The organism is Thermoplasmata archaeon (genome assembly GCA_038874435.1).
Classification (GTDB): domain Archaea; phylum Thermoplasmatota; class Thermoplasmata; order Lutacidiplasmatales; family SKW197; genus SKW197.
Window position 1 is genome coordinate 104862 of sequence record JAVZCK010000006.1, and the last position, 7723, is coordinate 112584.

Annotated in this window: 4 protein-coding genes; all 4 read left to right on the plus strand. The window is 42.9% G+C overall.

Going from position 1 to position 7723, the window contains the following annotated elements; all coding sequences use genetic code 11:
* The first annotated feature begins 50 nt into the window (after positions 1-50).
* The 4 genes from QXD64_04025 (at position 51) to QXD64_04040 (ending at position 7559) form a co-directional block, all read left to right on the plus strand.
* A complete protein-coding gene (locus QXD64_04025; protein MEM3396481.1) occupies positions 51-2699 on the plus strand; it encodes a tetratricopeptide repeat protein in 2649 nt (882 codons plus the stop codon).
* A 76-nt stretch (positions 2700-2775) separates the two neighbouring features.
* Entirely contained in the window at positions 2776-5397 is a 2622-nt protein-coding gene (locus tag QXD64_04030; protein MEM3396482.1) for an ATP-dependent helicase, read from the plus strand.
* Positions 5381-6106 carry a metallophosphoesterase gene (locus QXD64_04035; GenBank protein ID MEM3396483.1) on the plus strand — a complete coding sequence of 242 codons (726 nt, stop codon included), beginning with the start codon at positions 5381-5383 and terminating at the stop codon, positions 6104-6106. The genes QXD64_04030 and QXD64_04035 overlap by 17 nt, the downstream gene beginning before the upstream one ends.
* A 46-nt stretch (positions 6107-6152) precedes the next feature.
* Positions 6153-7559: an AAA family ATPase gene (locus tag QXD64_04040; protein MEM3396484.1), complete on the plus strand. Its 1407-nt coding sequence runs from the start codon at positions 6153-6155 to the stop codon at positions 7557-7559.
* Positions 7560-7723: the final 164 nt, after the last annotated feature.

A 7723-nucleotide genomic window follows, 5' to 3' on the forward strand; every position in this document is an offset into this window, starting at 1 on the left:
TGAACACACAAAATAATTAAATACCAAAACTATCTGTTTGAACTGAGAGTATGAAAACAGAGAGATTTCCACCAGCATTTGTAAACAGAGAACGAGAACTGGAGATTATGAAGTCGGCGATGGAAAGGGCAAGAGAAGGAAAAGGGAGCACGATTTTGATCACTGGTGATGTCGGTGTCGGGAAAACAAGGCTTGCTGAAAAATTTGTTGAAATCTGCGAGGACGAAGGTTTTGTTGTGCTTTCATCCCTTTGTCTCGGTAGTAATGAACCAGCATACTTCCCTGTGCTCACAGTACTTGAGAATTATGCAAAAAAAGTTAGAGAGCATACAGAAGAGTATGTACCACTGGGACTTGCAGGCTTTCAGGGACTGGAAGTGGAAGAGAGGACGCCTGCTGGCCTTGCTAAAGAGAGAACAAGGATTCTTGAGTACTTGCTACGACAGTTTGTAGAAATAGCAAGGAAACAGCCAGTGCTTTTTGTGATAGATGATTTGCATCTTGCTGATTCTGCAACACTTGCATTCTTTCACTATCTTGCTAGAAATGTGCAAAGTGAAAGGATTGTAGTGGTAGCCACACATGTTGAGGAGCATGCCTCAACAGACAGCATATTTGCAAAGACATTAAGAAATATGAACATTGAGAAACTCTATACTCTTCTAAGGCTTGAGAATTTTGGTGAGAAGGAGACAGTTGCGGTAGTTGAGCACTTTGGCTTTGCGAATTCGACAGAGATTGGAAAATACATTTATGAAAGGACATCTGGCAACCCATTGTTTGTAATTGAATTTTTAGAGGTAATAAAGGAGGACAGAATCCAGAACATAGAAACTATCAAGAGAATGGGGTTGCCAGCAACCGTTAAGAATCTCATAGAGCTCAGGGTCTCAAAGCTGGATGAGAGAACAAGGCGTGTGCTGGTGGAGATAGCGATTCTGGGTAAAGTGTGCGAGTACGAAGTGATGAAAAAATTTGTGGATTTAAGTGAAGGAGAATTACTAGATGCAATGGATGAGCTGATGGCACAGAATTTCATCATTGAGCTTGGAGATGGGGAAGAGTATAAGTTTGTAAGCAGCACAGTTTACGATGTAGTATATGGAAAGCTCACAAGTTCTCGCAAAAGGTTGATGCATCAAAAGGCAGGGAAAATAATTGAGGAATTGCATGCCAGTGAAGAAAAATACTGGGGTGCACTTGCACGGCATTACAGAGAAGCTGGAAATCGTGAGAAGTTTATCGAGTATGGCATAAAAGCAGGCAGAGCTGCGGCTAGAAGATTTGCAAATGCAGAGGCAATTGGACTATTGAATGAAGTAGTTGAGGCGATTGGTAACACACCAGAAGAGATGAACCTAAAGGGAGAAGTGTACTTGGATTTAGCGGAAGTACTAGAATTGGAGGGCAGATATAATGATGCACTTGAGATACTTGAAAGAAGAATAGAGGTAACACTGGACAGGCCAGCAGAGATTGGAAAAAATCACATAAAAAGAGCAGAAATTTACATTTGCAAAGGGGATTATGAAAGCGCGTTGATTGAGATAGAAAAGGGAGAGAAAAAGTTGCTTGAGGATAGCAATGCAGAATTGGAGCAGGCAATGGCATGGAGCACAAAGGGCTTGGTGTATGAGCGAAAAGGAGAATACAGAAAAGCGATTGAGAGTGAGGTAAAGGCTTCTAATGTATTTGAAAGGTTGAAGGCTGAGAAAGAAAATGGAAAGGCAATTCATAGAATGGGAACATGCTACTGGTATCTTGGAGATTATGAAAAGGCTTTGGAATTATTAACTGTTGCGCAGGCAATCCGTGAGAAAACAAAAGATTTAAGGGGTTTGGCATCAACATACAATAACATCGGAGTAATCTGTAACGATAAAGGGGATTATGAAAAGGCACTGGCATACCACACAAAGAGCTTAGAATTAAGGGAGAAAATTGGCGATGTTTGGGGCATCGCTCTCTCATACAATAACATTGGCGTCATATACCAAGACCAAGGTGACTATGAAGAGGCACTGGCCTATCACAGAAAGAGCTTAAAATTGAAGGAGAAAATCGGGGATTTGTGGGGCACTGCCATGTCCTACAACAACATTGGAATTATCTATCAGCACATGGGTGAAAACGAAAAAGCAATGGAATATCATCTCAAAAGCTTAGAGATTAATGAAAAAATTGGCGATGTTTGGAGTGCTGTTTTTTCCTCAGATTACATTGGAGATTGTTATTTTCAGCAAGGAGAGTATGGGAAGGCATTAGAACTCTACACAAAAGCTCTCCAACTTGCTTCTGAGATTGGTGATAGATCACTGGTCTGTCAGAACTTGATTAGAATTGGTGAGTGCAGACTGATATCTGGGGACATTAAGGCATGTGAAAAACATCTAGATGAGGCAAAGGAAATAGTCAGGACGCTAGGATTGAAAGATATTGAAGGTGCGTTTCTTAGAGTGTTAGGTAAACTTTTGGTGGTTGATGGAAAGGGAGAGGAAGGGATAGAAACATTATCAAAAGCGGTTGAAATTTACGAAAGTATTGGTAAACTGGATGTGGATTACCACAAGACCTTATTTGAGCTTGGGAAGCTGAGGAGAGATAAAGCGTTGCTTGAGAGAGCACTGGCTTTCTTTGAGAAGATTGGGAACAGGGTGTGGGCAGAAAGAGTTAGGGAGGAAATGGGAAAGTTGCAGTGAACATGCATACTGGTTTATTGTACATCACCTGCTCCAATCACTATCTTTATCTATCCCCGAACTAATGTTACAACAAATGCAGGGTATCAGGTTTGCGAGGAAGGAGCCAGACAAAAAATCCGTGCTTAAAACAATTGAGAATGAGGAGATAAAGCAATGGTTTTTTCAGACATTTGAGGACTTCACACCAGCCCAAAAATATGCACTTTACTACATCTCAAAGGCAAACAATGTGCTTATCACTTCACCAACCGGCTCTGGTAAAACCCTCAGTGCTTTTCTCTTTTCAATTGACCATCTGCTCACCCTTGCGAAGAAAAACGAGCTTGAGGATAGAATCTATGTACTCTACATCTCTCCGCTCAAAGCCCTGAACAACGACATCCAGAGAAATCTGGAGATTCCATTGAAGGAAATAAGCCAGCTCACACAATATGCCTCCAGAATCCGTGTTGGAGTAAGAACGAGCGACACACCAGCAGATGTGAAAGCCAAAATGCTCAGGAAACCACCTCATGTGCTCATCACAACACCAGAGAGCATTGCAATTGCCCTCAATGCCCCGAAATTTTCAGAGAAATTGCTGGGTCTGAAATGGATAATTGTGGACGAAATCCATGCACTGGCTGAAAACAAAAGGGGCGTGCATCTTTCGCTCTCACTGGAACGCCTCGTTCACAGAATGAAAAAAGAGCCAGTTAGAATAGGGCTCTCTGCCACAATACATCCACTTGAGGAGGTGGCAAAATTCCTCGTTGGCTTTGAAAACCCTGAGGAAAAGAAACCAAGAAACTGCGTAATTGTGGATGTTAATTTCGCAAAGAAAATGGACATCAGGGTGATTTCTCCAGTCTCTGATTTCATTTACACACCCTCTGAAGAACTGAGCAGAAAACTTTACAAGGCAGTGCTCGAGCACATAAAGAGCCATAGGACAACACTTGTTTTCACAAACACCAGAAGCGCTACTGAAAGAGTAGTTTTCCATCTGAAGCAGGAAATGGGCAATGGCCTGAGCGAGAACCTGGTTGATGACATCGGCGCCCACCACAGCTCCCTTTCCAGGGATGTGCGGCTCGAAGTGGAGGAGGGTCTCAAGAATGGAAAATACAGAGCAGTTGTGAGTTCAACGAGTTTAGAACTGGGAATTGACATCGGCTACATAGACCTCGTGCTTCTGCTCGGCTCACCCAAAAGTGCAACCAGGGGCGTGCAGAGAATCGGGAGAAGTGGACACAAGCTCCATGAAATCTCAAAAGGCAGAATAATTGTGCTGGACAGAGATGACCTTGTAGAATGTGCGGTGCTTGCGAAGTATGCAAGGGAGCGAAAACTGGAAAGAGTGAAGATTCCACGAAACTGTCTGGATGTTCTCGCCCAGCATCTTGTGGGCATGAGTTTGGAGAAGAAATGGAATGTAAGCGATGCATACGATATGGTGCGGAAGGCAATGCCCTACAACGAATTGGCCTTTGAGGATTTCAAAAGCGTGCTTTCCTACCTGTCCGGAAACAAATATCTTGAGACACAAAGAGTTTATGGCAAAATCTGGTATGATGGGAACGAGTTTGGTAGGCGCGGAAAGATGACAAGAGCAATCTATTACATGAACTCCGGCACAATACCTGATGAAGTGGCAATAAAGGTATACACAGATGGAGACCATCGTTTCATCGGAAAGCTGGAGGAGGAATTTGTGGAACGGCTATCAGTTGGTGACATTTTTGTGCTAGGCGGCAAGACCTACGAGTTCAGAAAATTAAGAAGCATGAGAGCATTCGTTATTCCCCAGCCCACTAAGAAACCCACAGTTCCAGCATGGTTCTCTGAAATGCTTCCCCTCCAGTATGATTTGGCACTTCACATAGCAGAATTCAGGGATTGGATGCGGAAAATTTTGAAGGAGAAAAAGGAGAAGGCAATAGAACAAATAGCCAGTTATCTGGAGATTGACTCTGGGACTGCAAATGCAATCTACACTTACTTCAAGGAACAGGAAAAGTATGTTCATGTGCCAGAGAAAAATGAGCTTCTGATTGAGGAATTTATGGATGAGGATGGACTTTACTGTTATGTGTTCCACTCTCTCATTGGAAGGCGAGCAAATGATGCGATAAGCAGGGCTGTGGCTCATGCTGTAGCCAACAAAAAAAGAGGCAGTGTCCGTGTGAGCGTTAATGACAATGGGTTCATGCTCACGCTCGAGGAGAAACTGAGTAGAGAGGAAATTGCTGCAATTTTCCAGGAGAAGCTTGAGGAACTTGTAATGAAAGCGATTGGAAACACTGAGATGTTCAAACGCAGATTCAGGCATGTGGCAGTGCGTTCCTTCCTCATCCTGCGAAAATATGGAGAGCACACAAAAAGTGTTCATTACCAGCAGTACGATGCCCAGATTCTTGTCAAACTCCTGCAGCAGAAGTTTCCTGATTTTCCAGTCATTAAGGAAACCTACAGGGAGATTCTGGAAGATAGCATGGATATTGAGAATGCTGTGAAATACTGGAATGGGGTGAGAGAGAAGAAAATCAAGATAAGATTCATCAGATTACCCATGCCCTCTCCTTTTGCTTTTAACATTGTGGCTGCAAGTGTCTCAGACATTGTGCTAATGGCAGACAGAAAAGAATACATTATGGGATTGCACAGAAAGCTCATGGAATTACTGGCGAGTGAGAGCAATGGTATTCCAGCATGAGATTGAGATTGCAAATGGTATCTTTCTCTCAGAGCATCGAGCTGTCTTTCTGAAACCACTTTCGGTCTGTGTAATCTCTGACCTCCACATTGGGCTTGAAAGTGGGATGCTGGGCGTGGAAATGAATGTGCACATTCAGGAGATGCAGGAAAGAATTGGGAAGCTCATTGAGAGGTATAAACCAGAGAAGCTCGTGGTCAATGGCGATTTCAAGCATACTTTTTCTGGCAATGTAAAAGAGGAATGGGAGGGAGTACCTGAAATTCTGGATTATCTGGCAGAAACTGTAGATGTGTGGATTGTGCGAGGAAACCATGATAATTTTTTGCAGAGCATTACTTCAAAACAAAATGTGAAATTTGTAGAGTGCCTTGAACTGGGAAACTTTATTTTTCTGCACGGACATAAAGAATTCAGTTTCAGGCCTGGCAGCATCTATGTGCTGGGGCATGAGCATCCTGCAGTGAAACTTTCCGACAGGGTTGGCGGCTATGTGAAAATGCCTGTCTTTCTCTGGAGCCAGAATCGGTTTCTCTTGTTGCCTGCCTTCTCTCCCTGGACATACGGGCATGACCTAGCTGATGGGGATGTGCTCCTGCCCTCGCTGAGACATGCTGACTATCTGGAGGCGGAGGTCGTGGGCTGGACAGAGTATGGATTGCTAAGGATGCCAAGGTTGAGGGAACTCCTAGCCGCAGGTAGATTGTGAAAAACATGCAAATTGATAAATATCCAATTTAAATACATCATAATGAATGCCACACATTAACCTTCCACCAAAATTTGTTGCTAGAAAGAAAGAGTTTGAGTTGCTAAAGGAGAAACTTGAAAAAACAATGCAAGGTGTTGGCTCAACTCTTTTAATTGCTGGCGAAAGTGGTGTGGGTAAGACACGGCTTGTGGAGGAATTGATTGAGGTAGCAGAGGAAAATGGTTATCAGGTGTTTAAGGCCAAGTGTTTTCTTGAGTCGTTGGCACCGTATGCACCAATGGCAGAATTGCTTAAGGAGGCAGGGCTGGAGCATTTGCTCACAGAAACTAAACCACCGAAAATAGAGGGAATTTATTGTGTGAAAAAAGGTGGAATAATAATTGCAAAGTATGAGCGGAAGGAGACAATGGACTCTGACATTTTCATGGGCATGGTGACAGCAGTGGAAACCTTTGTTAAGGATTCAATTGCCCAAATGCAGCAGAGTTATGTGGCTGAGCAAATTGGACACATGGGTTATGGGAATTTTCACATTGTGAATGTGCCTGGTAAGTTGCTGAACCTTGTAGCAGTTACCACTGGGAGAGAAAATGAATATCTGATTTCTGACCTGCGGGAAATTCTGGAAGATATTGAAAAGGGGTTGTGTGGAGGGCTTGAGACGATAGAGGCCTCTCAAATTGCTGCAATTGAGGACAAGCTCAAGACCCTCTTTTTAAGAGGAAAATATGAAGGCATTGATTATGCAGCGGAAGATGCGAAAATAAGACAGGTAAATTTGTTTGAGAATGTGGCGAGGGGTTTACAGAGAAAATCTGCGCAAAAGCCAGTGCTTATTTTCATCGATGATTTGCAGTGGAGCGACCCCTCAAGTTTGGCTATGCTCCACTATATCGCTAGGAACACTAGAAAAAATGGGGTGCTTATCATTGGCACTTATAGAAGTGACGAGATTGTAGCAAGATATGACGGAAAGGTTCATCAGCTAGTTGAGACAATGGAGAAGATGGAAAAAGAGGAGTTACTTGAAAAGGTTGAGTTAAAGCGGCTGGACAAGGAAGGATGCCATGCCCTGATTTGCAGTGTGCTTGGTACTGAGATTGCTCAGGAGTTTACAGAAAAAATTTACAGGGAAACAGAGGGGAATACTTTCTTCGTTGTGGAAATCCTAAAGAACTTGTTTGAGGAAAAGGAACTGTATTTTGAGGATGGAAAATGGCATTACAATCTGGAGAAACTGCAGATTCCTGAAAGAGTTTATGAGTTGGTTTTGATGCGAGTACAACGGTTGACAAAGGAAGAAAGAGAATTACTAGATGCAGCAAGTGTGCTTGGGGAAGAATTTACATCAAATTTGCTTGCCAAGATTACTGAAATACCCCGTGTCCAGATTGTGAAGATGCTATTAAACATTGAGCGAGTACACACTAACTTCCCAAAGATTGTGTAATAGGCACAATGAGATTTTGATACCTCAGGAGTAAATCCGTCTTGCCAGTATGCAATTTTCCATGAGCGCACCGAAAGTTTTATTAATCCCTTTGATATTACTGCTTTGAGTAATATGACAGAACTACCAGAATGGGTCAAACGCTACAAAAAGAAGGGAATTGC